This window comes from Shewanella zhangzhouensis (assembly GCF_019457615.1).
Lineage (GTDB): Bacteria > Pseudomonadota > Gammaproteobacteria > Enterobacterales > Shewanellaceae > Shewanella > Shewanella zhangzhouensis.
Window position 1 is genome coordinate 2,732,811 of sequence record NZ_CP080414.1, and the last position, 21,033, is coordinate 2,753,843.

Below are 21,033 nucleotides of genomic sequence, written 5' to 3' on the forward strand. Positions count from 1 at the left end.
GGCAGCCTTGGCTGCCGTTTTTGACTTTTAAGCTCTACTCAAGCCGGATAGCTGCGAAGTAAATCGCCGTCTTACCTTCATGGCTTGAGTAATAACTTACCTTGAGCTCATCACTGTGTTCAGCGTGCTGCATCACCACCCCTGCATAGCTGGTGTCTCCCCCTGATGGCAGCGATAAATGCTCGGCTACATGGCCCGTAGTTTCGCAAATCTCCACCAGAGATGTGCGTATCTTTTCATCATAGAGCCTTACAATGGCCAGCAGTCGCCCCTGCCAGCGAAACGCAATCGGGCCACCGATACGGCAATCCAACTCGAGCCATTGCCAGTCAGTAAAAGGCGTTGAGGCTTTCCCGAGTATGCCATTTTTGCGGTCATCCCAGACGGGATCACGTCTGAGCAAACAAGTAAAGGTGCCGTCAGAGATCTCAAGGCCAGTTTCATTGACATAACCGTCGCGGTTAAGGCAAACAACCAGGGAGGTGAAATCAGCACCTTTGAGAGTGCCTTTCGGCGCAGCGCGGTACAGGCGCACATCACCATCGGGCCCGGGGCGGTATGCCACGCCATAGAGGGCAGACTCATTCGGGGCGGTTTGTTCACTGTCATCGGCAATCACCCGCCAAAGCCAGTAACCAGTGTCGGCGCAGTGTTCAGCTGCCTGCCAGTGACAGCCATCCGGCGAGCGCCACATAAGAGACTGCAGTGGCTCTCCGGCGATGGCTCTGGCACCAAACAGATAAAGCTGTCCCTGCCACACCAGTAACCTGGCGTCACGCAAATCCCCTTCTTCCAGCCTGATGAGCGCGGCTTCGTGCCAACTGGCACCCTCATCGGCAGACACCAATACTCTGAGAGCACCGTCTGGCGATACATGGGCAGAGCCTTCCCGAAAGGCACAGTAAAGACGACCATCAAAACGGATGAGATCGGTAAAAGCGTTGTGCTCACCCCGATCCCAGATTTTTGTCACCGACAGCAGTTTCATACCGCTTCCCTGTCAATAGTCCAAGTTACAGTCTGGTATAACACAAAAGGCCGCATAAGCGGCCTTTGACTTCGATATCCAACGCCTGAAGGCGGGATTAACTGCGAGTACGAGTCGGTTTGGGGCGTTTTGAGCCGGTGGCAGCGCCTACCTTACTCTTACGCACTGCGCGGCGAATTTTGGCGCTGCGCACCTGAGACGCACGCGCCACACTGTGCTTGTCGGTACCTATCATGGAGCGGGTTTCAGGGTCCATACCTGCCAGCTGACGCAGGTAGTTTACCTGCTCCAGAGGCAATTCAATCCAGCCACCACGGGGCAAGGTTTTCGGCAGTTCAATCATACCGTAACGCACGCGGATAAGGCGGCTTACCTGCACTTCCTGTGATTCCCACAGGCGGCGCACTTCACGGTTACGTCCTTCGCGCAGCCCTACGTGCCACCATTGGTTAACACCTTCACCACCGGCAGCCTTTACATAGTCAAACTGTGCCGGACCGTCTTCGAGCATCACGCCGGTACGCAGCTTTTGAATGGTAAAGTCATTCACTTCACCAAAGGTACGCACGGCATATTCGCGGTCAACCTCATTGGACGGGTGCATCAGGCGGTTAGCCAGCTCACCGTCAGAGGTAAACAGCAACAGGCCAGAGGTGTTGATGTCCAGACGACCCACGGCAACCCAACGTGCATCACGCAGCTTGGGCAGGCGGTCAAATACAGTTGGGCGGCCTTCGGGATCTTTGCGCGAGCAAATTTCGCCCTCGGGTTTATGGTAAGCCAGCACACGACAGATGATGTCGTCGGCTGATTTGATGGACACCAGGCGACCGTCGAGACGCACTTTTGCGTCGGCATCCACCCTGTCTCCCAGGTTGGCGATTTCGCCGTTGATACTCACTCGTCCTGCAGCAATCCATGCCTCCATCTCACGACGGGAGCCATGGCCTGCACGGGCCAAGACTTTCTGCAACTTTTCACTCATGAGTTAATTCTTCCTGCGCATTTGGTAATTCAGTTTGTTTGCCAAATAACGCATCCAATGACTCCAGATCCGCCAGCGCCGGTAATGACGCCAGATTATCCAAGCCAAAATAGGCCAAAAATTCTGAAGTAGTAGCGTAAAGTGCCGGACGACCCGGAACCTCTTTGTGCCCTACCACTCTGATCCATCGACGATCAGATAAGGTTTTCAGGATATGGCTTCCAAGTGCCACACCCCTTACCTGCTCAATATCACCCCGGGTCACAGGTTGGCGGTATGCGATCACCGCCAGGGTTTCCAGGGTTGCCCGCGAATACTTGGGCGCCTTTTCCTGCCACAGGGTCTGCAGGTAAGGGTTCAGGGTTTCCTGGGTCTGGAAGCGGTATCCACCCGCCACTTTCACCAGATTGACCCCACGTTCCTGATAATCGACCATCAGCTCGGCAACAACGGTACTGATCCTTTCCCGTGATACGGCAAAGGGAGCCAGCACACCTTCTCGCAATGCTTTGATGGTCATCGGCTTTTGCTGCACAAACAGACAAGCCTCTATCAATTGTTTCAGCTGTAAGTGACTAATCTGCGCCATCAGGTCGCCTTCACGTAAATGCCGCTGAGGGGCTCGGCCTGGTACAGCTCAACCAGGGTTTCCTTCACCAGTTCCATCAGCGCAAGAAAACTGACCACCACACCGCCACGACCCTCTTCCGGGCTAAACAGCGCGGTGAAGGGGGTGAAGTGTTCATGATCCAGTTTGGCTAAAATTTCGCTCATTCGCTCCCGGGTGGAGAGCACTTCTTTCTTCACCTGGTGGTGTTCAAAGGCCGATGCGCGTTTAAGCACTTCAGCAAAGGCCATCGCCAGCTCTTTAAGCGAGACATCCGGCGGTATCACTTCAGGCTTAAGCCCTGGGGCTGCCTGAGCGCGGGCCTGATGTACATCACGCTCGAGCCGCGGCAGTTCGTCGAGCTTAAAAGCCGCCTCACGAATCGCCTCATAGGCCTTGAGCTGCTTGATAAGCCGAACCCGCGGATCTTCTTCCTCGTCGTCTTCCACCGCCATTTTGGGCAACAGCAGTCGCGACTTAATTTCCGCCAGGGTTGCCGCCATCACCAGGTAATCGGTAGCAAGCTCAATCCGCGCATCGGTCAGCAATCGGATGTACTCAAGGTACTGAGCCGCTATCAGGGTCAGGGGCAGTTCTATCACATCGAGCTTTTGCTTTCGGATAAGGTAAAGCAGCAAGTCGAGCGGACCTTCAAAGGCCTCCAGGAACACCTCAAGCGCTTCCGGTGGGATAAAGAGATCGGCGGGCAACTCCCTGACGGGCTCCCCACGAACCACCGCAAGTGGCAAACTTTGCTGAATGCCTTGCATCCGTCCTCCAGGCTACCCAAAGGCCAACCTCTTACCAAAAAACCGAGCTTTTACAATGCGTAAGAGACTCAATTCTCACGGTTTGCAGCGCCGTACCCGATATCGGACACGAAAGCGCGCGATTATACCCGAAAACAGCTCTTCTTAAAAGCAACGCCGCGTGAAAGCAACACAGTCGGGGCGCGCCTTCTTACAGAAACGGACTGATATCCCCGGCGCCTTCCCTGAGCACCTCGAAGGTGTCTTCGGACATGTCAACCACAGTGGTCGGGCTCTCACCAAGGTAACCACCATTGAGAATGGCCTCCACCTGGTGTTCGAGCAGGTCGCGGATATGTTCAGGATCCGATTCGGCAAACTCCTGACCGGGCATCACCAAACTGGTGGACATCAAAGGCTCGCCGAGCGCTTCGAGCAGTGCCAGGGCTATCACGTTGTCGGGCACACGGATACCAATGGTTTTCTTCTTGTCGTTTTGTAAACGGCGCGGTACTTCTTTGGTGGCCTTGAAAATAAAGGTGTAAGGCCCGGGCGTGCAGTGTTTCACCAATCGGAAGGCCTGATTTTCGACTCTGGCGTAGGTCGCAATTTCAGACAAGTCTCTGCACATCAGGGAGAAGTGATGGTCCTGCTCCATCTGACGAATTCGCACGATACGCTCCATGGCGTTTTTATCGCCAATCAGGCAACCAAGGGCATAGCCCGAGTCGGTGGGATACACAATCACGCCACCGCTTCTGAGAATATTGACCGCCTGATCTATCAGACGTTTTTGAGGATTCACCTCATGCACATAAAAAAATTGACTCATTCCCTCGTCCCCCAGAGTTCGGTTTGCCAGACCCAGGTTACGCCCTGTGGTCGGTAAAGATTTTTACCCAGCTCGACAAAGCTGCCGGGAAAATGAAAATCGCTGCCCAGGCTGCCGTACAAGCCGTTGAGATGGGACAGCGCCACCAAATTGGCCCTGTCCTCCAATGTTTGCTGCCCCAGCACCACTTCCATGGCATCGCCGCCGGCTTCTTTAAACTCCCGTACCAACTTTTTCAGCCACTTGGCCGACATTTTATAGCCACTGGGGTGGGCAAGCACGGCCACACCGCCAGCGCGATGAACAATCGCAATGGCCGAGGCCATATCACCCCAGTTGTTGGGCACATAGCCGGTTTTGTTGCGGGCCAGAAAGCGCTTGAATACCCCGGCCATATCCGCGGCAATGCCCCGTTCAACCAGCACCCTGGCATAATGGCCACGGCTGACAGCCGCGTTTCCGGCCAACGCCTTAGCCGCTTCAAAGGTGCCTTCGATACCGGCCTTGGCCAGACGATTGCCTATCTCACGGGCACGGATTTCCCGAAGCTCCCGTTGCCGTGCGAGAAACGCCTGCAACTCAGGATGATGCCGGTCCACCTGCAGCGCCACTATGTGGATATCGTAACTGTGCCAACGGGTTGATATTTCCACCCCGTCAACCAGTTCGAGCGGCGACTGCGACGCATTGTTGGCGCCGTGGGCCTCTTCAAGCCCGTCGAGGGTGTCGTGGTCGGTAATTGCCAGCAAATTCACGCCGCGCTCGATGGCGCGTGTAATCACATCCGAGGGTGAAAGTTGTCCGTCGGAGGCTGTGGTGTGGCAGTGGAGATCAACCAAATAATTTTCATCGTTCATGGGCTTATTCTACTTGAAAGCATTATGAAAAGCGCCCCAAACTTTCAGCCCTTCCCGCCCCCAATCGATGGCCAAATCAGTGAGTTCGCATAGATTATGATAAATATTCAATTGACAATCCCCACCGCCTGGGTTTTTCTATAGGCCAACAACGAATTTCACAAGATAAACGCAACATGAATCCAATCATTGCTTCTTTCATCAACTGGTGGTGGCACTTCCCCAATACGCGGGTAGTGTGAAGCTTGGTGTGCGTTTAACAGACACAAGATTCATCGAAAAGGCCCGCACTACGCGGGCCTTTTTGCATCTGGCCCGGGGAAAAGCGGTACAAAAACTTGAAGGATAACCGGATGACACAACAGGCGTTTGATGCCAAGGCTGAGGGAAAGCTGGCCACAGGCAAGTTGACCAAGCAGCCCTTGCCTTACCAGGATGACCCTCTGGCGCTCTACGAGAGCCTGACTCAGGATGCCCACCACACTCTCTTGCTGGAATCGGCTGAAATCGACAGCAAAGAGAACCTTAAAAGCATCATCATGACCCACGCGGCCCTGAAAATTGCCGCCCAGGGGTATCGGTTGGAATTTACCGCGCTGGATGACAACGGTCGGGTGCTGCTGCCCGCCATCGCCGGCTTTTTTAACAGCGAACTGCATGAAACCAACCACCTTGCAGTGACATTAACACGTGACACCGGCCTGCTGGATGAAGATGCCAGGCTAAAATCCACCTCGCCCCTGGATGGTCTGCGGGCACTGCTCAAGCATATCCATGTGGGTGACAAGGTCGCCTTTGAAGATCTCTTTCTCGGCGGCGTACTGGCCTACGATTTGATTGATACCGTTGAGCCCCTGCCCAAAGCACGGGACGGCGCCAACACCTGCCCGGATTATCTCTTTTATCTCGCCGACACCCTGGTGCTTGTGGACCACAAGGCCAAACAGGCCGAATTGGTCTTGTCGGCCTTTTCCACCGACGGGCAAATATCACCCTTCATAGAAGATGAACTCAAGCGCCGCGCCAAGGTGATAGAGGCCATCGCCAATCGCCCCCGCCCGGTTAAAGCCCTCAAACCGGTGAATGTCGAGGCCAGCGTCAGCATCAGTGACGAAGACTTTAAAGACGCGGTGAACGCCCTGAAAGAGCACATCATCGCAGGCGATATTTTTCAGGTGGTGCCGTCAAGAAGCTTCAGCCTGCCCTGCCCCAATACTCTGGGTGCTTACAGAGCACTGCGTAAAACCAACCCAAGTCCTTACATGTTTTATTTTCGCAGCAGCGATTTCACCCTCTTTGGCGCCTCACCCGAGAGCGCACTGAAATACGATGCCGGCAGCAATCAGGTGGAAGTCTACCCCATCGCCGGCACCCGCAAACGCGGCAAAGATGCCAGTGGCAACATAGACCACGACCTGGATGGCCGTATCGAGCTGGAACTGCGCCTCGATAAAAAGGAACTCTCAGAGCACCTGATGCTGGTCGATTTGGCCCGAAATGATATTGCCCGCATCAGCCAAAGCGGTACCCGCAAGGTGGCAGAGCTGCTGAAGGTCGACCGATATAGCCACGTGATGCACCTGGTCAGCCGGGTCACAGGCCAACTGAGGCAGGATCTCGATGCCCTCCATGCCTATCAGGCCTGTATGAATATGGGCACGCTCACAGGTGCCCCCAAGGTTAGAGCCTCCCAGCTTATCCGCGAAACCGAAAAGACCCGCAGGGGCAGCTATGGGGGCGCCGTGGGTTACCTGTCCGCCACCGGCGACATGGATACCTGTATAGTCATTCGTTCGGCCTTTGTGAAAGACGGCGTTGCCCATATCCAGGCCGGTGCCGGTGTGGTGTATGACTCAGATCCCCAGGCAGAGGCCGACGAAACCCGTCAAAAAGCACAGGCAGTGATCTCTGCCATCAAACTGGGAGGTGGCCTGTGAAACTCTATTTACTCGATAACTTCGATTCTTTTACCTACAACCTGGTCGACCAATTCCGCGCCCTGGGTTTTGAAGTGGTGATTTACCGTAACGACGTTGACCCACAGCAGCTGGCAGCCAAGTTACTGGCCGAGCCTCAAACCGCACTGGTGCTTTCCCCCGGCCCAGGCGCGCCACACGAAGCAGGCTGCATGATGGCGCTGATTAAACTGGTGGCCGGAAAACTGCCCATCCTGGGAATTTGTCTGGGTCATCAGGCGTTGGTGGAACACTACGGCGGCAAGGTAGAGCGCGCCCCCAGCGTGGTACACGGCAAGGCGAGCCCCACAGTCCATGACGGTCAAGGGATTTTCCGTAGCCTGCCATCACCCTTACCGGTGGCACGCTATCACAGTCTGGTGGCCACAGAGGTGCCTGACTCCCTCAAGGTCATTGCCACCACCGAAGGCATGCCCATGGCGGTTCTCCACGAAGAAGACAAGGCCCTGGGATTTCAGTTTCACCCTGAATCGATTCTGACTACCCTTGGCAGTACCTTGCTGGTGCAAAGCCTGCAATACCTGACCGGCATGGGCGCCAAAGGAGATCAGCAATGAGCAAGGACATCAGACAACTTCTCGATAAGGCCTACGGCGGCAACCCCTTGTCCCGCGACGAAGCCAAGTGTCTCTTTGCTGCGCTGGTAAGGGGCGAGCTTGATGAGGTCACCATTGCGGCGCTTTTGATGGCCCTCAAGGTGCGGGGCGAAACCATTGATGAAATCAGCGGCGCGGCCGATGCCATGCGCGAAGCGGCCAATCCCTTCCCACGGCCCGCACTTGATGGCGGCATTCTGGATATCGTCGGCACCGGCGGTGACGGTTTCAACACCATCAATATCTCCACCACCGCAACCTTTGTGGCGGCCGCGGCCGGCGCCAAGGTGGCCAAGCACGGTAACCGCAGCGTGTCGTCCAAGTCTGGCTCGTCTGATCTGCTCGGTCAGTTCGGCATTGAGTTGACCATGACGCCAAAAACCGCCGCCGACTGTCTTGAAGCTTTGGGTATCTGTTTTCTCTTTGCCCCCCACTACCACGGCGGGGTAAAACATGCCATACCGGTAAGGCAAAAGCTCGCCACCCGAACCCTGTTCAATGTGCTCGGCCCCCTGATTAATCCAAGCCATCCCGACTTTATGCTGCTGGGGGTGTACAGTGCATCTCTGGTTCGTCCCATTGCCGAGGTGCTCTGCGCCCTTGGGGTAACACGGGCCATGGTGGTACATGGAGAAGGGCTGGACGAAGTCGCGCTCCATGGCACAACCCAGGTCTGTGAACTCAAGAACGGTGAACTTGTCGATTACACGCTGTCGCCACAGGATTTTGGGCTTGAACCAGTGCAGGTGACTGAGCTTGAAGGCGGTAATCCAGAGGACAATGCGCTCATCACCGCTGCCATTTTAAAAGGCGAAGGTAAGGCCGCCCACAGGGATGCCGTGGCGCTTAACGCGGGCTGTGCGCTCTATGTGGCAGGGCTCGCCGACACGCCCCAGGCAGGATTTAAGCTTGCCATTGACACCCTCGCCTCCGGCAAGGCATATGAAAAACTGATTGGCCTCGCCGCCATGAGTCAGCAGCACAAGGCGTAAGGAATTAAGATACATGAGCAATGTGTTAACCAAGATTATCGACACCAAATATGCCCATATCGATGCTCTCAAGCAGCGATTCCCGGAAGCCTGCCTCGCGCCGAAAATCTCTGACCGCAGCCTCTATCAGGCGCTGGCAGCACCCAACGCAGGTTTTATTCTGGAATGTAAAAAAGCCAGTCCATCCAAAGGACTCATTCGTGCCGATTTTGATCCTGTGGCCATCGCCAGCATTTACAGCCGCTACGCTGCGGGCATATCGGTACTGACGGATGAGCAGTTTTTTCAGGGCGACATGGACTATATCCCGCGGGTACGCGCCGCCGTCTCCCAGCCGGTGCTGTGCAAAGACTTTTTTATCTCGACCTATCAGGTGAGGCTTGCGGCCCATCAGGGCGCCGATGCCATACTGCTGATGCTGAGCGTACTGGATGACGACGATTACCGGCTGCTTGCTGCCGAAGCCGCCAAATATCAGCTCGACGTACTCACCGAAGTGAGCAACGACGACGAGCTCGGCCGCGCCATCGCCCTGAAAGCCCCCATTATTGGCATCAACAACCGTAACCTGCGTGACCTGAGCACAGATCTTGCCACCACAGAAGCGCTGGCGCCTCACATCCCTGCCGATACCCTGGTCATCAGCGAATCCGGCATTTACACCCACGAACAGGTAAAGCGCCTCGCCCCCCTGGTGCAGGGATTTTTGGTGGGCAGTTCCCTGATGGCGGAATCGAACCTGGATTTGGCCTGCAGACGCCTGATCTACGGTGAAAACAAGGTCTGCGGCCTGACCCGGGAAACGGATATTGAGGCCGCCGCCAACGCCGGTGCCGTATATGGCGGGCTGATTTTTGCCGCAAAATCCCCCCGCTGCGTAACAGCAGAAAAAGCACAGGCCCTGAGCGCATTCAATCGCGTGGCAAGCCAGCCTCTGGCACTGGTGGGTGTGTTTGTGGATGAAGCGATCGCCAAAGTTGCCAGTGTTGCCAAAACGTTGGGACTCGCGGCGGTGCAGCTCCACGGCCAGGAAGATGAAGTCTATATCGAAAGCCTCCGCGCACATTTATCACAGGAGTTAACCGAAGACTGTGAGATTTGGAAAGCTGTGGCCGTTGAAGCAGACAAGGCATCTGCCATCCCCCATGGGGCAGACCGCATTGTGTATGACAGCAAAAACAGTGCTGGCTTTGGCGGCACAGGTGTGTGTTTTGATTGGCAATTGAATCTTGCAGACAAACACCGGGCCATGCTGGCCGGAGGTCTCGATGCAAACAACGCCACTACCGCCGCCAAGCAGGGCTTTTTGGGGCTGGACTTTAATTCAGGGCTGGAAGAGGCGCCCGGCATCAAGTCTGCTGCGCTTATCGAACAGGCCTTTGCCAGCCTTCGCAACTACTGACAAACACTTAACCGAACAGAATTTTTGGTGGTAACGCCGCCATAGCAGATTGACTGACTTTGGAGAGACACAATGAGCGAGCTGAAACTCGATCCCTACTTCGGCGAATACGGCGGCATGTACGTGCCGCAGATTCTGATGCCGGCGCTGAAGCAGCTGGAAACCGCCTTTGTCGAGGCACAGCAAGACCCCGAGTTTTTAAAAGAATTCCACGACCTGTTGAAGAACTACGCCGGTCGTCCCACGGCGCTTACCCTGACCCGCAATCTGTCTCCCAATCCCAGGGTGAAGATTTACTTAAAGCGTGAGGATCTGCTGCACGGCGGTGCCCACAAGACCAATCAGGTACTCGGTCAGGCATTGCTCGCCAAACGCATGGGCAAAAAAGAGATTATTGCCGAGACAGGCGCCGGACAACATGGTGTGGCCACGGCACTGGCCTGCGCCCTGTTGGGGCTCAAGTGCAAGGTGTACATGGGCGCCAAAGACGTGGCCCGCCAGAGCCCCAATGTGTTTCGTATGCGCTTGATGGGCGCCGAGGTTATCCCGGTCACCTCCGGCTCGGCCACCCTCAAGGATGCCTGTAACGAGGCCATGCGCGACTGGTCCGGCAGCTACGATCGCGCCCACTATCTGCTGGGTACAGCAGCAGGGCCGCATCCCTTCCCCACCATAGTACGTGAGTTTCAGCGCATGATTGGCGCCGAAACCAAAGCCCAAATGCTGGAAAAAGAAGGCCGCCTGCCGGATGCGGTTATCGCCTGCGTGGGTGGCGGCTCCAACGCCATCGGTATGTTTGCCGACTTTATTGACGAGCCTTCGGTGAAACTGATTGGGGTGGAGCCGGCCGGTAAGGGCATTGATACCCCAATGCACGGTGCGCCGCTCAAGCATGGCAAGACGGGTATCTTCTTTGGCATGAAAGCCCCCTTGATGCAGGATGAGCATGGCCAGATTGAAGAGTCCTATTCGATTTCTGCCGGTCTGGACTTCCCTTCCGTGGGACCGCAGCACGCCTACCTCAATGCCACTGGCCGCGCCACCTATGAGTCGGCCACCGATGACGAGGCGCTGGAAGCATTCCAGCTGCTTGCCCGCAGCGAAGGTATTATTCCGGCGCTGGAGTCTGCCCATGCACTGGCCTACGCACTGCGTCTGGCCAAAGACGCCACCGAAGAGCAAATCATTGTGGTCAATCTCTCTGGCCGCGGCGATAAAGACATTTTCACCGTATCTGACATCTTAGACGGCAAGGCCAGCGCATAAGGAGTACTGCCATGAACCGATATTCAAACGCCTTTGCCCGATTAAAAGCCGAATCACGGGGCGCCTTCGTGCCTTTCGTCACCCTGGGGGACCCGGGCATTGAGGAGAGTCTCGCGATTATTGATGCCCTGGTCGAAGGCGGCGCCGATTGTCTGGAGCTGGGTTTTCCCTTCTCCGACCCCCTCGCCGATGGTCCTGTGATCCAGGGTGCCAATATCCGCGCCCTGGCGGCCGGAACTACGCCGGACACCTGTTTCAGGATGATTGAACAAATCCGCGCCAAATATCCTGAGCTGCCCATCGGTCTCTTACTGTACGCCAATTTGGTATTTGCCAACGGCATAGAGGCGTTTTACCGCCGCGCCAAGGCCGCCGGAGTGGACTCAGTGCTGATTGCCGATGTACCTGCAGAAGAGTCGGCGCCTTTCGTTGCCGCCGCCAGAGCCGAAGGCATAGCACCGATTTTTATTGCGCCTCCCAATGCCGACGCCGATACCCTGCGCCTGGTGGCGTCACTTGGCGAAGGTTACACCTACCTCTTATCCCGCGCCGGGGTGACAGGTGCCGATAACAAGGCAGGTATGCCACTGGACTCTGTGCTGTCGGCCCTGAAGGAATTCAATGCACCGCCACCACTGCTGGGCTTTGGCATTGCCGAACCCTCACAGGTTAAGGAAGCGATCGCCGCGGGCGCCGCCGGTGCCATTTCCGGCTCCGCCGTGGTCAAGCGTATTGACGCCTTGAAAGACGACATGCCTAAGCTCCTGGCAGAGCTCAAATCCTTTGCCAGCGCCATGAAGGCTGCCACCTGACGCGCTAAAACACGCAGTTTTCCCTCATAAGACGGGAGAAGACAATCTACACAGCGGGCTTGCCCGCTGTTTTTGCAGGAATTCAGCGCCGCAGCGGCTGTGGAGGTAAGAAAGTCCATGGGCAACTGCAATAGATTGATTTTTCAGGCAGCAATGCCGGGAAGGTTGACTCTCAGTGACAGCTGAAATACAACTTAGTCTATCCGGCACCATTCGGCTCAATGCCGAAGCAGCAGCTAAGGAGTGGCCCATGGCCAAGGCACTGCTAGTGATAGATGTTCAACAACTGCTTTTTGAAGGCGCCACGCCGCCATTTGATTCCGCCAATATCATACAGCGTATCAACCAGTTAACCCAAACCGCCCGCGTAAAAGGCGCTGTGGTTATCTTTATCCAGCATGAACAGCCAGGCACCCCCATCGCCCGCGACACAGAGGGCTGGCAGTTGGTGAGTGGTCTAATTCAGGACGAGAACGACTACTTCGTGGGTAAAACCACCCCGGACAGTTTTCAGGGAACCGGGCTTAAGGCCTTACTGGATGAACTGGATGTGGATGCACTGGCCATTTGCGGCTATGCCAGTGAGTTTTGCGTTGATACCACGGTGAGACGCGCCCTGGCGCTGGGATACCCCGTGGACCTTATCAGCGATGCGCACACTACAGCGGACAAGGCGCATCTGGATGCCAAAATCATCATTGCCCACGAAAATGCGACCCTCTGCAGTATCAAAAGCTTCGGGGTTGTAGCTTCAGCCGTGAATGCAAATGACTGGCAGCCGTAAGTGACATCTCTGAGAAACCGGCTGCCAGACTAAGCTGTAAATCTCCCCAATCAACGGCCACTGAATGTGGCCATTGATTTTTACCCGCCCCGTTTTTAGCTCCGGGCATGCTTTCAAGCTTATTTCGACGCAGGAACTCCCGTGTGATTACTGTCAGCTTGGGGTTCAGCAGCTGCATGGGGCTCAAGCCAAAGCGGCGATTCGGGTGTGATGGGGCCTGATATTGAGGCTGTGTGGGCTGCCCCTTGCCAGGCACTTTGCCAATTATCCAAAGCGGCCGCCAGTGCAACGCCCTGTACTTCGGTCAGGATACCGTTATGACCGGCAATCACCCCATCGGCAACCGCCAGTACCCATACAGCCTGACGGTTGGCATCCTCACAGCTTTGCACCGTTTTTCGGGCGTGCAGACGGGCGCGGATCTTCCAGCCAGGGCCATCCAGCACCTGCATACAGCCGGGTTTGGCATCGTGGTCCTGCAGCGCCTTGGGAAGAGCGAGTTTGCGGCTGCAATCCCGCCCCGGACAGGGGTCAATATCGTGGGTAATAGCCCAGGAGTTGCCCACGGCGCGCTCTCCTTCCTTGAGCCAATTGAAGGCCTCCAGCACAGCAAAATCCGTTTTGGACTGCAGCACCAGCATGGCTGGCCCGGCATTGTCTGGGCCACGCCATTTATCCAGCGGTTGATATTCCCTGGCGGAGGCCGCGGGATTAAGCAGCACGGTAAGATGCCGCTCCCCCTGCCCCTTTGCCAGATTCTCCAGCAGGCTTTGCTTGCGGGCATGGAGCGCCACCACGCCACCGAGGCTGTGGCCTATCAGGGTATAGCGTCCCAGGATACCTTCATCCGCGAGGGTGTCGAGCTCAGCCAATAACGGCCTGACGCCATGTTCTCCTACCCGCTTTGCCACGCGTTTGCTGGTGAATATGGTGGGAAAGTCCAGCGGCTCAACCACGCTGTCGGGGTCGTCAGAGCCGTCAAGCCAAAAGGGGTCGTACTGGTCGCCGCGCCAACCGATATAGAGACCCAGCAGCGTCGGGTTAGTCGCCGACATCTGTTGGTAAAAACGCTGAAAGGCGACAAAGTTATCGTCATTTGGCGCTGCATTGTGGTGCCAGCCGTGGATAAAAATCAGCAGGTCTGAACCCGGCGTCGTCCTTAGACGAGCCTTGAGCGCATCAAACTGGGCGGGCAGATGCATTTGCCCGTCATCATTGAATTCGATGACGTGGAAATTGGCTAGGGACTGTTCTGGCAAAACAGGATGGTAGGCAATATCTGGGATACGTGTGGACCAAACGGACAGCCCAAGCAGCACAATCAGGGCAAATTTTACGGCCGCGATGCCTTTCAACCACTTACGCAAAACACACATCCACAAGATCAAAACCCCTGCTGGGGCGGGCGGCCATTATAGAGGTGTGAGCTGGGTTTCACCAGCGGGTAAAGTGCCATACCCAGCGGCCAATCCCCATGTTACACTCGGTTTCTCGCTGACGGCACAACACAAGCTTTCCGGCCGTCAAAGGCTTACACTTTCGGACTTCACAGGACGCCATGAAACAGCTGCTCGATTTTTTACCGCTTCTGGTCTTTTTCGCCGTTTACAAGTTTTTTGATATTTATGCCGCCACTGGCGCCCTGATTGTCGCGACGCTTATCCAGCTCATCGCCACCTATGCGCTGTATAAAAAAATCGAAAAAATGCACCTGATCACCTTTGCCCTGGTGGCCAGCTTCGGTACCGCTACCCTGATTTTCCACGATGATGCCTTTATCAAGTGGAAGGTGACCATAGTCTATGCCCTGTTCGCCATCGCCCTCATTGCAGGGCAGTTTCTGGGGAAGCCCATTCTCAAATCCATGCTCGGTCAGGAAATGCCGGTAGACGATAAGATTTGGGCCAGACTCACCTGGTACTGGGTGCTGTTTTTTGTCGCCTGTGGGCTTATCAACATCTATGTGGCTTTCAGTCTGTCCCAGGAAACCTGGGTGAACTTCAAAGTATTCGGGCTGACCGCCGCCACTCTGGTGAACACACTGCTTACCGTGGTTTACCTGTTCAAACATCTTCCCGAAGATAAAAAGAAGGAACTCAAATAATGTGGTACATGATTTCATCCCAGGACGTTGCCAACAGTCTCGAAAAACGCCTTGCCGCCCGTCCTGCACACCTGGCGCGCCTGCAGGAACTGGCCGATGAGGGTCGCCTGATGATTGCCGGTCCTCACCCGGCTATCGACAGCGATAACCCAGGTGAAGCGGGCTTCACCGGCTCTCTGGTAGTGGCCGAATTTGAATCACTGGAGCTCGCCCAGGCATGGGCCGATGCCGATCCTTACATTGCCGCAGGCGTGTATGAAAAGGTGATCGTAAAACCATTTAAGCGAGTGTTGCCCTGATGAAGGTCGTTTCCTTTAACATCAATGGCCTGCGGTCGCGCCTGCATCAACTTCAAGCGCTGATTGATACCCAGGCGCCTGATATCATCGGCCTGCAGGAAACCAAGGTACACGACGAAGCCTTTCCCCTCGCCGATGTCGAGGCCATGGGTTACAAGGTTTATTACCATGGTGGCAAGGCCCATTACGGTGTGGCGCTGCTGTCGAAGGTTGAACCCGAATCCGTGGAAAAGGGTTACCCATGGGATGCAGAAGATGCCCAAAGACGGATGATCATCGGAAAATTCCGTCAGCCAAACGGCCGCATGCTTACCGTGATGAACGGCTACTTCCCCCAGGGTGAGAGCCGGGATCATGAAATCAAGTTTCCGGCCAAGCGTAAGTTTTATGCCGATCTCCAGCGCCTCCTGACCGAATCCTACAGCTGCGATGATGACATCATCATCATGGGGGATATCAACATATCTCCATTGGATTTGGACATAGGCATTGGTCCGGACAATGCCAAACGCTGGCTCAGAACCGGTAAGTGCAGTTTCCTGCCGGAAGAGCGCGAGTGGCTGCAAACCCTGAAAGACTGGGGATTTGACGACAGCTTCCGGGTACTGCACCCCGAAAAAGACGCCACCTATTCCTGGTTCGATTACCGCAGCAAGGGCTTTGATGATAACCGCGGGCTGCGTATCGATGTGATCATGACGACCAGGTCACTCACAGACCGGCTGGTTGCGTCCGGTGTGGATTACCATATTCGCGCCATGGAAAAGCCATCGGATCACGCCCCCGTCTGGAGCGAGTTCGAGTAAGCCCTGGCTGTTCACCAAAAAAAGCGCCGATAAACGGCGCTTTTTTTATACCTCTTACTAAATTTATGCCAGCGTTCAAGGACTAGAACTCGTGCAACAGAACCTATGCTGACACAGATATCTGTCATCAGGTGCGGTACTGACCCAGGATATCCGTCAACGCCACCGAGGCCTGTGCCAGTTCATGGGCCAGCTCCAGAGCATTGTGCGCATTGTCACTGATAACGCCCGACTGGTTTCTGATTTCAGCAAGCTGCGATGCAATCTCACGGCACGCGACACTCTGCTCTTCGGCCGATGCAGCTATATGGCTTGCCATGTCAAACACCTGATTGATGGAGTCTGCGATATTGCCTACATCCTCACCCACCAGCGAAACCGCACTCTTTCCCTGCTCTGCCCGGCTGACAATATCGCCGGTAATACCAGACAGCGCCTTACTGCCGGATTGCAGACTTTCAATCATGGATTGAATTTCCACGGTCGCCTGTTGGGTGCGGCCCGCCAGGGTACGGACTTCATCGGCGACCACCGCAAAGCCCCTTCCCTGCTCTCCTGCACGGGCAGCCTCAATGGCCGCGTTCAGGGCAAGCAGATTGGTTTGCTCTGAGATGCTGTCAATCACTGTGACCACGGCACTGATCTCGGTCGCTTCACGTGACAGCGCATCCACCGACGACGACGCATCCCCTATTTTGCCGGAGAGCTCGGCAATGCCGGATACCGTATTGGTGATACGTTTTTGGCTTTCTTTTACTGCCCCTGCGTTGGAGCGGGTTTGGGTGGAGGTGGCCGAGGCGTTGGCGGAGACTTCTTCAATGGCCGACGTCATCTGCGACATGGCCACCGCCACTGAATCGAGAAACTCGTGTTGCCGTCTGGCGAGACTGTCACTGCTTTGGGCCTGATTGGAAAATGCCGAGGATGCGCGTTTCAGGGTGTCGGCGTTATTACGAATAGCAGAAAGCATATCACTCATGTTGTCGGCGCAGCGGTCAATTTCCCGGGCAATAAGGCTGAAGTCATCGGTGCCGAAAAAATTCAGACGCTGGGTCAGGTCGCCATCTGCCAAGCGCTTGATGGCCATGTACATATCCCAGAGGCCGCCCCCAAGGGAAGTGGACATCCAGTAGCTGAGCTGAAACAGCGGCAGCAGTCCCAGAGCGGCCCACCAGAGCATCATACCGGCATCGCTTCGGGACTCACTCTCCCATTCAGCCACGTTGCGGCTAAGCGCCAGCGGCGAGCCGGCCAGGTTGGTCACTGCCGTCACCGTGTTGCCTTTGCGGCCGCTCTGGCCAGACTGTGACAAACCATGGCGTGCGGCAAATGCCGAGAACGCGTCCCCCTGCAGATTGTTGGCCCGGGCGATTTCAGCGTAGGCATCGAGTGCGGCGCTGACCCGTGCTTCACTGGCGGATTCTATGGTTGTTACCTGCAGACGATAATTCGCCAGCGCCACAATGGCTGTGATGGCAGCCACCATGGAGCATACCAACCAAAATTTACCGTTAAGACTGAATTTGATCAGAATCGCATCAATTTTACGAAAGGTTATTTGTTTCATTGATTATTCTCCGGCCCGGTCAGCGTTCCCGGTCATGGGTAAGTATAGATGGTGACCGGGCGGACCTGAGCCAAGCTGCGTATTTCGCCATGGCAATGTTAAATCATCAGAATGTGAGGCTCACTCTGTTACAGCAACTGGCATGTAGCGAGCCAGCAAGCCAGAGAGAAGACTCATGGCGTATCCCATTACCGCACCCACGAGTAGCGGTGGCAACACCACCAGGAAATCGCCATTTAAGGCAAACATGGCGCAGCAACCCAAAAAGGTACCGGGAATAAAGGCGAGCAGGCGTTTACTGGCCTGCAGGCACATAAACGCAGTCACTATGCCGGTGAGAATGGCTGCACTGTACCCCATGGTCAACACTTCAGCGCCATGGAGAATAAGCCACGCCCAGAACACCCCCGAAAGGGTGGTAGCCCAGGTGGACATGACGCCTCGCGGGCTCAGTTCCCCTTGGGCAAAATAAGCACTGCATCCCAGAAACCCCACCCAGGTTACCCAGGAAAGTTGGCCGGATACCGCCACCCATAAGGCAGCAAGTAAACCGGCGGCCAGCGCCACTGGCAATCGTTCAAACATAGTTGGACCCCGTTGTCTTTGTGTTATGGCGCTAACAATAAGGCAAACTGCAGTGTGAAAAACTGATCTGGTTCCAAAAAGTGTAATTAAATTACCAAATAAGCATCACTGTTTAGTCAGAAGAGGCTGCCGCCGACAGACAATGAATGGACTGAGGGAAGAGACTAGGAATCAGTGGCTCCGATAACATCAATCTCACGGAGCCACGATGGGGATAATCAGGTATTAACCCAGCAGCTGATCGGCCACAAAGGGGTTATGAGCCCGCTCTTCGGCAAAGGTAGACATGGGCCCATGGCCGGGTATGAAGGCCACCTCTTTACCCAGTGGCCAAAGCTTGGTGGTGATGGAATTGATGAGTGCTTTGTGGTCTGAACCGGGGAAGTCGGTTCGGCCAATGGAGCCACGAAATAGCACATCCCCCACCAGGGCCAACTTGGTGACGGGTTCAAAAAACACCAGGTGTCCGGGCGTATGCCCTGGACAATGCACCACATCCAGGGCTACATCGCCAATGTGCAGACTCTCGCCTTCCTCGAGGTAACGGGACGGGGCGAAGGCATCGCAATGGGCAAAGCCAAAGTTTTGGCTCTGACGGGGCAGGTTTTCCAACCAGAAGGCATCATCCACATGGGGGCCTTCAATGGCGACGCCGGTTTCCTTGGCCAGTTTGGCAGCCCCGCCCACATGGTCTATGTGGCCATGGGTCAGCAAAATTTTATCCAATGTCAGCCCATGTTTTTCCAGCGCCTCGTAAATCCGCTCGAGGTTTCCACCCGGGTCAACCACCGCAGCCTTGCGGGTGTTTTCACACCAAATGAGAGTGCAATTTTGCTGAAAAGGCGTCACGGGAATTATCTGGTATTTCATAGTCGCATTCTCTTTTGTATTTTGGGCGCTAGATTAAGTGATTCTAGCCATTGTGTGCCAGTTTTCCCGGGCAGAAATTGATCTTGATAGGGCTTTGGCAAGATTGATGACTTGCCAGACAGAGGCATTTGTATACAATCCGCAACAAGATGCCAGCCAAAGAGTCCTGCCCATGTCTGTTTCAAGCAAACACCCCAATGCCACAGCGTCAACGTCCACCCTTCCACAGATGATTGCGGAAAAGCTTACCTTTACCCTGCCCCTGGATTACCAGGACAGCTCCAAAGGGACCATTAACGTCTTTGCCCGTACCCTGGTACACAAGGATAAGCAACATCTGGAGTTGCCCTGGCTGGTGTATTTCCAGGGCGGCCCCGGCTTTGCCGCCCAGCGCCCGGTCAGTCACAGTGGCTGGATTAAACGGGCGCTGACAGAATATCGGGTACTGCTGCTCGACCAGCGCGGCACAGGGCTGTCCTCCCCTGTAAACGCCACAAGCCTTGCACATCTGGATGATGCAGGGAAAGCGGACTATCTCAGTCACTTCCGCGCCGATAACATTATCAGAGACGCAGAAGCGATTCGCGCCATCTTAAGCCCCGATACACCCTGGACCATTCTCGGCCAGAGTTTTGGCGGCTTTTGTGTGCTCAGGTACTTGAGCGTTGCCGCCCATGGCCTGAAAGAAGCCTATATTACAGGCGGCATTCCCCCCCTTGAGCGCAGTGCCGACGAGGTTTACCGGGCGACCTATAAACGGGTATTGCAGAAGAATCGCGACTTCCATCAACGCTTCCCGGATGCGGCCTCATTACTTGCTGATTTGCACCGATACATGCTCGAGCACCCGGTCTTATTACCGTCTGGACAGCAATTAACACCGCAGATGTTACAGCTGCTGGGGATACATCTGGGGATGGAGGATGGGCCAGAGGGCGTATATTACCTGCTGGAGCAGGCATTGCAGTTCACGCCCTCAGGGGAGCGCATCAACCCGCTTTTTGTCGAGCGTTTTGGGCAGATGCTGGATTACAACACCAATCCTCTCTTTGCAGTGCTCCATGAGGCCATTTACTGCCAGCAGCAGGCGTCCAATTGGGCGGCGCACAGGATTCGCGCTGAATATCCGCAGTTTGACGCAGCGCCCCCTGCACCTCTGCTGCTCACAGGCGAGATGATTTTCCCCTGGATGTTTGACTGCTTTGAACACCTCAAACCACTGAAAGGATGCGCGGAGTTGCTCGCGGCAAAAGCGGATTGGCCGCCACTCTATGACAAAGCCGTGCTCGCCAACAATACCGTGCCGGTTGCGGCGGCCATTTACAGTGAAGACATGTTTGTTGAAATGGACTACAGCCTGGAAACCGCCAAACAGGTGGCCAATCTCAAGTATTGGCTGACCTCAGAATACGAGCACAATGGCATTCGTATGGATGGTGAACGCATTCTCGATCGCCTCATCGCCATCAATCGCGGCGCCTGTTTACGCTAGTCATTCGGCGCTCAGGTGATTTTAAGTCAGGCTTAAGCCCGACTTGGCACACTCATAAAGGTTCCTCCTCTATGAGCGTTTGTGTTAACCGTTTTTGGTTATCGCTTTTTGAGTGGAGTAAGCCAGGACCTTGGCTTACTCCTTTTTTTACCCGATACTGACTCAAGCACCTCAGTATGGGAGTCGCCCATGGAAATCCGTCATCCTTCGCAATTAAGTCCCGAAATCCTCGTTGGCATAGTCAATGAAAAGCTCCGCTTACAGTGCCCGGACAAGGCATCGCTTTTGTACGAACTGGGAATGCCGGAAGCTGAACTGGACGCCAAACTGGCTGACTTCGATTACAACCCCGAGACCAATCAATATCGCAGCCGCTGAGCCATTACCAGTGTCCCTCTGATTGCCCTTGAACTGTACTGTGAGAGCAAGAGCAGAAAGCGCGGAAACTGCAGAAAGTTCTGAAA

General features: G+C 55.4%; 22 protein-coding genes. 12 read left to right on the forward strand and 10 right to left on the reverse strand.

The features are described 5' to 3' along the window. Window positions 1–34 precede the first annotated feature (34 nt). From K0H63_RS11885 to rnm, 6 genes are all read right to left on the reverse strand, one after another. Window positions 35–988, reverse strand: a complete 954-nt coding sequence (locus K0H63_RS11885) for an exo-alpha-sialidase (protein ID WP_220064866.1) — start codon at window positions 986–988, stop codon at window positions 35–37. A gap of 97 nt (window positions 989–1,085) precedes the next feature. Continuing rightward, window positions 1,086–1,973, reverse strand: a complete 888-nt coding sequence (rluB, locus tag K0H63_RS11890) for a 23S rRNA pseudouridine(2605) synthase RluB (RefSeq protein ID WP_011760237.1) — start codon at window positions 1,971–1,973, stop codon at window positions 1,086–1,088. Continuing rightward, window positions 1,966–2,562 (reverse strand): SMC-Scp complex subunit ScpB, encoded by a 597-nt coding sequence (gene scpB, locus K0H63_RS11895; RefSeq protein WP_011760238.1) that lies wholly within the window; start codon window positions 2,560–2,562, stop codon window positions 1,966–1,968. The genes rluB and scpB overlap by 8 nt, the downstream gene beginning before the upstream one ends. Further along, the gene (locus tag K0H63_RS11900; protein WP_220064867.1) at window positions 2,562–3,350 is read right to left on the reverse strand and encodes a segregation and condensation protein A; all 789 of its coding nucleotides are present in this window, start codon (window positions 3,348–3,350) and stop codon (window positions 2,562–2,564) included. The genes scpB and K0H63_RS11900 overlap by 1 nt, the downstream gene beginning before the upstream one ends. 190 nt (window positions 3,351–3,540) lie before the next feature. Beyond that, entirely contained in the window at window positions 3,541–4,161 is a 621-nt protein-coding gene (locus K0H63_RS11905) for an L-threonylcarbamoyladenylate synthase (protein ID WP_011760240.1), read from the reverse strand. Further along, entirely contained in the window at window positions 4,158–5,018 is an 861-nt protein-coding gene (gene rnm, locus K0H63_RS11910) for an RNase RNM (protein ID WP_220064868.1), read from the reverse strand. Before rnm ends, K0H63_RS11905 begins: the two co-directional genes overlap by 4 nt. Window positions 5,019–5,371: 353 nt before the next feature. Between rnm and K0H63_RS11915 the strand changes: the two genes are divergently transcribed. The 7 genes from K0H63_RS11915 (at window position 5,372) to K0H63_RS11945 (ending at window position 12,846) form a co-directional block, all read left to right on the forward strand. Further along, a complete protein-coding gene (locus tag K0H63_RS11915) occupies window positions 5,372–6,955 on the forward strand; it encodes an anthranilate synthase component 1 (RefSeq protein WP_220064869.1) in 1,584 nt (527 codons plus the stop codon). After that, window positions 6,952–7,551, forward strand: coding sequence for an aminodeoxychorismate/anthranilate synthase component II (locus K0H63_RS11920; RefSeq protein WP_220064870.1), 600 nt, complete (start codon window positions 6,952–6,954; stop codon window positions 7,549–7,551). Before K0H63_RS11915 ends, K0H63_RS11920 begins: the two co-directional genes overlap by 4 nt. After that, window positions 7,548–8,582 (forward strand): anthranilate phosphoribosyltransferase, encoded by a 1,035-nt coding sequence (trpD, locus tag K0H63_RS11925; RefSeq protein WP_220064871.1) that lies wholly within the window; start codon window positions 7,548–7,550, stop codon window positions 8,580–8,582. The genes K0H63_RS11920 and trpD overlap by 4 nt, the downstream gene beginning before the upstream one ends. A 13-nt stretch (window positions 8,583–8,595) precedes the next feature. Next, window positions 8,596–9,984 (forward strand): bifunctional indole-3-glycerol-phosphate synthase TrpC/phosphoribosylanthranilate isomerase TrpF, encoded by a 1,389-nt coding sequence (gene trpCF / locus K0H63_RS11930; protein WP_220064872.1) that lies wholly within the window; start codon window positions 8,596–8,598, stop codon window positions 9,982–9,984. Window positions 9,985–10,056: 72 nt separating this feature from the next. Continuing rightward, window positions 10,057–11,250 carry a tryptophan synthase subunit beta gene (gene trpB / locus K0H63_RS11935; RefSeq protein WP_220064873.1) on the forward strand — a complete coding sequence of 398 codons (1,194 nt, stop codon included), beginning with the start codon at window positions 10,057–10,059 and terminating at the stop codon, window positions 11,248–11,250. 11 nt (window positions 11,251–11,261) lie between these two features. Further along, window positions 11,262–12,062, forward strand: a complete 801-nt coding sequence (gene trpA, locus K0H63_RS11940) for a tryptophan synthase subunit alpha (RefSeq protein WP_220064874.1) — start codon at window positions 11,262–11,264, stop codon at window positions 12,060–12,062. Between the two features lie 250 nt (window positions 12,063–12,312). After that, window positions 12,313–12,846 (forward strand): cysteine hydrolase family protein, encoded by a 534-nt coding sequence (locus tag K0H63_RS11945; protein WP_220064875.1) that lies wholly within the window; start codon window positions 12,313–12,315, stop codon window positions 12,844–12,846. A gap of 119 nt (window positions 12,847–12,965) precedes the next feature. On the opposite strand, the gene K0H63_RS11950 is transcribed toward K0H63_RS11945, so the two are convergent. Beyond that, window positions 12,966–14,222 carry a hydrolase gene (locus K0H63_RS11950; RefSeq protein ID WP_220067891.1) on the reverse strand — a complete coding sequence of 419 codons (1,257 nt, stop codon included), beginning with the start codon at window positions 14,220–14,222 and terminating at the stop codon, window positions 12,966–12,968. Between the two features lie 182 nt (window positions 14,223–14,404). Between K0H63_RS11950 and K0H63_RS11955 the strand changes: the two genes are divergently transcribed. The 3 genes from K0H63_RS11955 to xthA are packed head-to-tail and all read left to right on the forward strand — an operon-like array spanning window position 14,405 to window position 16,055. Continuing rightward, window positions 14,405–14,950 carry a septation protein A gene (locus K0H63_RS11955; RefSeq protein WP_011760250.1) on the forward strand — a complete coding sequence of 182 codons (546 nt, stop codon included), beginning with the start codon at window positions 14,405–14,407 and terminating at the stop codon, window positions 14,948–14,950. Next, window positions 14,950–15,249 carry a YciI family protein gene (locus K0H63_RS11960; RefSeq protein WP_011760251.1) on the forward strand — a complete coding sequence of 100 codons (300 nt, stop codon included), beginning with the start codon at window positions 14,950–14,952 and terminating at the stop codon, window positions 15,247–15,249. Before K0H63_RS11955 ends, K0H63_RS11960 begins: the two co-directional genes overlap by 1 nt. Beyond that, window positions 15,249–16,055 carry an exodeoxyribonuclease III gene (gene xthA, locus K0H63_RS11965; protein ID WP_220064876.1) on the forward strand — a complete coding sequence of 269 codons (807 nt, stop codon included), beginning with the start codon at window positions 15,249–15,251 and terminating at the stop codon, window positions 16,053–16,055. Before K0H63_RS11960 ends, xthA begins: the two co-directional genes overlap by 1 nt. Before the next feature lie 127 nt (window positions 16,056–16,182). Here the strand turns inward: xthA and K0H63_RS11970 are convergent, their stop codons facing one another. From K0H63_RS11970 to K0H63_RS11980, 3 genes are all read right to left on the reverse strand, one after another. Beyond that, complete coding sequence (locus K0H63_RS11970; protein WP_220064877.1) at window positions 16,183–17,622, reverse strand: methyl-accepting chemotaxis protein; 1,440 nt, start codon at window positions 17,620–17,622, stop codon at window positions 16,183–16,185. A 120-nt stretch (window positions 17,623–17,742) separates the two neighbouring features. Then, window positions 17,743–18,207 (reverse strand): DUF1097 domain-containing protein, encoded by a 465-nt coding sequence (locus K0H63_RS11975; RefSeq protein WP_220064878.1) that lies wholly within the window; start codon window positions 18,205–18,207, stop codon window positions 17,743–17,745. Between the two features lie 225 nt (window positions 18,208–18,432). Next, complete coding sequence (locus K0H63_RS11980) at window positions 18,433–19,077, reverse strand: MBL fold metallo-hydrolase (RefSeq protein WP_220064879.1); 645 nt, start codon at window positions 19,075–19,077, stop codon at window positions 18,433–18,435. A 172-nt stretch (window positions 19,078–19,249) separates the two neighbouring features. On the opposite strand from K0H63_RS11980, the gene K0H63_RS11985 reads away from it, so the two are divergent. Continuing rightward, a complete protein-coding gene (locus K0H63_RS11985; RefSeq protein ID WP_220064880.1) occupies window positions 19,250–20,569 on the forward strand; it encodes an alpha/beta fold hydrolase in 1,320 nt (439 codons plus the stop codon). A gap of 189 nt (window positions 20,570–20,758) precedes the next feature. Continuing rightward, entirely contained in the window at window positions 20,759–20,947 is a 189-nt protein-coding gene (locus K0H63_RS11990; protein ID WP_220064881.1) for a DUF4250 domain-containing protein, read from the forward strand. The last annotated feature ends 86 nt before the right edge of the window (window positions 20,948–21,033 follow it).

Coding starts and splice junctions, on each gene's coding strand:
- K0H63_RS11885 (WP_220064866.1), bottom strand. CDS start 988: ATGAAACTGCTGTCGGTGACAAAAATCTGGGATCGGGGTGAGCACAAC.
- rluB (WP_011760237.1), bottom strand. CDS start 1,973: ATGAGTGAAAAGTTGCAGAAAGTCTTGGCCCGTGCAGGCCATGGCTCC.
- scpB (WP_011760238.1), bottom strand. CDS start 2,562: ATGGCGCAGATTAGTCACTTACAGCTGAAACAATTGATAGAGGCTTGT.
- K0H63_RS11900 (WP_220064867.1), bottom strand. CDS start 3,350: ATGCAAGGCATTCAGCAAAGTTTGCCACTTGCGGTGGTTCGTGGGGAG.
- K0H63_RS11905 (WP_011760240.1), bottom strand. CDS start 4,161: ATGAGTCAATTTTTTTATGTGCATGAGGTGAATCCTCAAAAACGTCTG.
- rnm (WP_220064868.1), bottom strand. CDS start 5,018: ATGAACGATGAAAATTATTTGGTTGATCTCCACTGCCACACCACAGCC.
- K0H63_RS11915 (WP_220064869.1), top strand. CDS start 5,372: ATGACACAACAGGCGTTTGATGCCAAGGCTGAGGGAAAGCTGGCCACA.
- trpD (WP_220064871.1), top strand. CDS start 7,548: ATGAGCAAGGACATCAGACAACTTCTCGATAAGGCCTACGGCGGCAAC.
- trpCF (WP_220064872.1), top strand. CDS start 8,596: ATGAGCAATGTGTTAACCAAGATTATCGACACCAAATATGCCCATATC.
- trpB (WP_220064873.1), top strand. CDS start 10,057: ATGAGCGAGCTGAAACTCGATCCCTACTTCGGCGAATACGGCGGCATG.
- trpA (WP_220064874.1), top strand. CDS start 11,262: ATGAACCGATATTCAAACGCCTTTGCCCGATTAAAAGCCGAATCACGG.
- K0H63_RS11945 (WP_220064875.1), top strand. CDS start 12,313: ATGGCCAAGGCACTGCTAGTGATAGATGTTCAACAACTGCTTTTTGAA.
- K0H63_RS11950 (WP_220067891.1), bottom strand. CDS start 14,222: ATGTGTGTTTTGCGTAAGTGGTTGAAAGGCATCGCGGCCGTAAAATTT.
- K0H63_RS11955 (WP_011760250.1), top strand. CDS start 14,405: ATGAAACAGCTGCTCGATTTTTTACCGCTTCTGGTCTTTTTCGCCGTT.
- K0H63_RS11960 (WP_011760251.1), top strand. CDS start 14,950: ATGTGGTACATGATTTCATCCCAGGACGTTGCCAACAGTCTCGAAAAA.
- xthA (WP_220064876.1), top strand. CDS start 15,249: ATGAAGGTCGTTTCCTTTAACATCAATGGCCTGCGGTCGCGCCTGCAT.
- K0H63_RS11970 (WP_220064877.1), bottom strand. CDS start 17,622: ATGAAACAAATAACCTTTCGTAAAATTGATGCGATTCTGATCAAATTC.
- K0H63_RS11975 (WP_220064878.1), bottom strand. CDS start 18,207: ATGTTTGAACGATTGCCAGTGGCGCTGGCCGCCGGTTTACTTGCTGCC.
- K0H63_RS11980 (WP_220064879.1), bottom strand. CDS start 19,077: ATGAAATACCAGATAATTCCCGTGACGCCTTTTCAGCAAAATTGCACT.
- K0H63_RS11985 (WP_220064880.1), top strand. CDS start 19,250: ATGTCTGTTTCAAGCAAACACCCCAATGCCACAGCGTCAACGTCCACC.
- K0H63_RS11990 (WP_220064881.1), top strand. CDS start 20,759: ATGGAAATCCGTCATCCTTCGCAATTAAGTCCCGAAATCCTCGTTGGC.